This window comes from Acrocarpospora macrocephala, assembly GCF_009687865.1.
Lineage (GTDB): Bacteria > Actinomycetota > Actinomycetes > Streptosporangiales > Streptosporangiaceae > Acrocarpospora > Acrocarpospora macrocephala.
This window is the reverse complement of the sequence record NZ_BLAE01000146.1, coordinates 1-3,088: the sequence shown is the minus strand read 5'-3', so window position 1 is coordinate 3,088 and position 3,088 is coordinate 1. Positions and strand designations below refer to the sequence as shown.

The 3,088-nt window shown below is 65.5% G+C and carries 4 protein-coding genes; 2 read left to right on the top strand and 2 right to left on the bottom strand.

Going from position 1 to position 3,088, the window contains the following annotated elements:
• Positions 1-286 precede the first annotated feature (286 nt).
• Together Amac_RS53305 and Amac_RS53300 are read right to left on the bottom strand one after the other, a co-directional pair.
• The gene (locus tag Amac_RS53305; RefSeq protein ID WP_155362065.1) at positions 287-1,765 is read right to left on the bottom strand and encodes an LLM class flavin-dependent oxidoreductase; all 1,479 of its coding nucleotides are present in this window, start codon (positions 1,763-1,765) and stop codon (positions 287-289) included.
• 139 nt (positions 1,766-1,904) lie between these two features.
• On the bottom strand, positions 1,905-2,252 hold the full coding sequence (locus tag Amac_RS53300) for a winged helix-turn-helix transcriptional regulator (protein ID WP_155362064.1): 348 nt from the start codon (positions 2,250-2,252) through the stop codon (positions 1,905-1,907).
• Between the two features lie 73 nt (positions 2,253-2,325).
• On the opposite strand from Amac_RS53300, the gene Amac_RS53295 reads away from it, so the two are divergent.
• Together Amac_RS53295 and Amac_RS53290 are read left to right on the top strand one after the other, a co-directional pair.
• Positions 2,326-2,655 carry a thiamine-binding protein gene (locus tag Amac_RS53295; protein ID WP_155362063.1) on the top strand — a complete coding sequence of 110 codons (330 nt, stop codon included), beginning with the start codon at positions 2,326-2,328 and terminating at the stop codon, positions 2,653-2,655.
• Positions 2,656-2,721: 66 nt separating this feature from the next.
• The gene (locus tag Amac_RS53290) at positions 2,722-2,916 is read left to right on the top strand and encodes a helix-turn-helix transcriptional regulator (protein WP_155362062.1); all 195 of its coding nucleotides are present in this window, start codon (positions 2,722-2,724) and stop codon (positions 2,914-2,916) included.
• Positions 2,917-3,088: the final 172 nt, after the last annotated feature.

Genomic DNA, 3,088 nt, shown 5'->3' with positions numbered 1-3,088 from the left:
GCTGGTACCGGACTTCTGCCCAGAGGGAGCCGGGGAGGCCGGACTTGCGGGCGCGAATGTTGGGGTGGGTGTCCGCTGGTACCGGACTTCTGCCCAGAGGGAGCCGGGGAGGCCGGACTTGCGGACGCGAATGTTGGGGTGGGTGTCCGCTGGTACCGGACTTCTGCCGCGCCTCCTGAGGTCGCCACCTTCCAGTCGGTATGCCGCTGCCGCTCTTGGCGCCGGTGCGGCGAGAAACCATCCCCTGCATGAACGGCGCCGGATAACGGCGAGCGACCTGGCTCATTTAGATGTCGAGGTCCAGGCGGGAGAGTGGCTCTACGAGTTCCTCCTCCTCGTAGGCGAGGTGTGAGAGGAGGACGTTCGACAGCAGGTCCACCTGGTCGCGGACTTCGGCGAGCCCGGCGGGGTCCTCGATCATGGCGACCAGGGCCGCGTCGAGGCCGGTCAGGATCTCGGCCACGACCTCGTGTTCCTGCTCCAGGCGCTCGACCACCGGAGTCAGGGACTCGTCGGCCGCCGCCAGGGCCGGGAACATGTGGGCGTCCTCGATGCTGTGGTGGGCGGTCAGGATCCGGCAGTAGGACGCGCAGAAACTGCCCAGCGTCCAGTAGTTCTGCCGCATGGTCAGTTCGTTGATCATTGATCGCAGCGCGGCAGCCTCGCTCTGCCCGGCCGCGACCTGCTCCAATGCGTCCCGGATCTGGGCGAGCTCACGACGCAGATGATCGTGGATCTGCACCAGCCGCCGCCCGTTCGCCCGTTGCGCCGCGGTCAGCGCGGCCAGATCCCGCTTCGGCAGCCGCGGCCGAGTAGCGTCATCCAACGGCCCACTCGCCCGCGCCACACCACCAGCCCCCGCCACGCTGCCCTTTCCGCCCCCACGCTCCTTGCCGACCAGCTCCCGGACGGCGGGCGCGACCTCGGCGGCGAACGTCTTCAGCGCGTATTCGTCATCGGCGGACATGATGAAGACGCTGAACCCGTGGTTGAACGTCAGCTCGGCGAGTTGCTCGGCCCACTGCGCGGGCGGCCCGTTCAGGAACTCCGCCGACGACAGCGACGAGAACCGCCCTGAGATGTTGTAGATCCGGCGGACATCTCCCGGATCACGTCCGGCGTTCTCGGCGGCGGTGTCCACGATCTTCGTCAGGCCGCCGAGTTCCTCTGGCGCGGCGTACCCCGACGAGGGCACCCACCCGTCCGCCAGCCGACCACTCAGTTCAAGCATGCGCCGTTTGTACGCCCCCAGCCACACCCCGATCGGATGCGGCGGGAACGGCCCAGGCTGGGCGCCGTCGAGACGGTAGTGGTCGCCCTGCAGCACCACCGGGTCACCCGGAGTCCACAGCGCCCGCAGCACGACCATGGCCTCCTCGACCGCTTCGACCGCCTCCCCGGGGGAATGGCCGGGCCCGCCCATCGCGAGGATCCCGTCCCAGAAGTACCCGGCGCCCAGCCCAAGCTCGACCCGCCCTCCACTGAGAATGTCCAGCGACGCGGCCCCCCGCGCCAGCACGGCAGGCGGACGCAACGGAAGATTGATCACATCAGGAAACAACCGGATCCGCGTAGTCCGCGCCGCCAGCATCGGCAGCAACGTCCAGGTATCCAGGAACGACGGCTGATACGGATGATCCTGCACACCCAAAATGTCCAGCCCCACCTCCTCAGCCATCACCGCCCGCCGAACCAACCGCTCACCCCCAGCCGCCTTCGGCACCAACCCAACCCCAAACCACAATTCATGCCCAAAGTCACCCATCGACCCGCGCTCCCGCCCCGATCCACCGCTCATGCCCGAAGTCACCCATTGGCCCGCGCTCCCGCCCCGATCGACCGCTTATGCCCGAAGTCACCCATTGGCCCGCGCTCCCGCCCCGATCGACCGCTTATGCCCGAAGTCACCCATCGACTCGCGCTCCCGCCCCGATCCACCGCTCGCCCCACGCGATCAACGGCCGCACCGCTTCCACCAGTTCTGTCCCTTTATCGGTCAGCGAGTAGGTGATCTGCACCGGCGTGCTCGGCACGACGGTCCGCACCAGTACTCCTTCGGTGTCAAGCTCCCGCAGTCGCTGCGCCAGCAGCCGCTCCGAGATCCCCGGCACCGCCGCCAGGAACTCGCTGTACCGCGCAGCCCCGCGCGCCGCCGCCAGCAGGATCGCCCCGTTCCACCGCCGCCCCGCCAACTCGACCGCCACCTGAAACGCCGGACAGTGCCGCTCCACACTCTCAGGAACCCCACTCATAGTAAGTAACTTACCAGAAGGAAGCCATCCCTCATGCCGCGATAGAATTGATCACACAACCAAAGGGGGCCCCATGTCCGTACTGATCGCCTTCAGCGTCACCCCCATCGGCGCCGGCGAAAACGTCGGCGACCTGGTAGCGGAAGCCGTCCGCGTCGTCCGCGCCTCCGGCCTCCCCAACCACACCGACGCCATGTTCACCACCCTCGAAGCCGACACCTGGGACGAGGCCATGACCGTCATCCACGCCGCCGTCAAAGCCGTCGAATCCCGCTCCCCCCGAGTAAGCCTCGTCCTCAAAGCCGACATCCGCCCCAGCCCCGCAACCCGCCTAACCACCAAGGTCGAATCCCTCGAGCACCACCTCTCCCACCCAAATCCCCCTCAAAATCCACAAGCCTGATCCCGTGAGTGAATTCGCTGTGGTATTTACTGCTAGTCCGTCGGTTCATTTCCGGAAGGGGTATGAATGGCGCGGAATAGTGATGATGAAGAATTCCTGACGGTGGCTGATTGCTGCCGTATCCTGCGGGTTCCTAGATCCACTTTCTACAAGTGGCTCGCCACTGGAAAAGGGCCGAGATCGATTAGGATTCCCAACGGGGAGCGTCGAATTTCTCGCAGAGAATGGTTGAAATGGTTAGAAGGGCAGGAAGCCGACTAGTAATCCCCGCCGGGAGTGTCTCTGCATCCTTTGGGAAGCACTTAACTCTCCGACGGGGGTACAAGTGATTAACGATTTCTCATCATTATCAACATCACGCAACACAGGATCGCGCAACCAGTCACCGTAGATGCGTGATGAGCAAACCCGATAGCCCGGATTAGGGAGGGTG

Bases quoted from the DNA above. Each gene is read 5' to 3' on its own strand.
- Amac_RS53295 (WP_155362063.1), top strand. From the start codon at position 2,326: ATGTCCGTACTGATCGCCTTCAGCGTCACCCCCATCGGCGCCGGCGAA.
- Amac_RS53300 (WP_155362064.1), bottom strand. From the start codon at position 2,252: ATGAGTGGGGTTCCTGAGAGTGTGGAGCGGCACTGTCCGGCGTTTCAG.
- Amac_RS53305 (WP_155362065.1), bottom strand. From the start codon at position 1,765: ATGGGTGACTTTGGGCATGAATTGTGGTTTGGGGTTGGGTTGGTGCCG.
- Amac_RS53290 (WP_155362062.1), top strand. From the start codon at position 2,722: ATGGCGCGGAATAGTGATGATGAAGAATTCCTGACGGTGGCTGATTGC.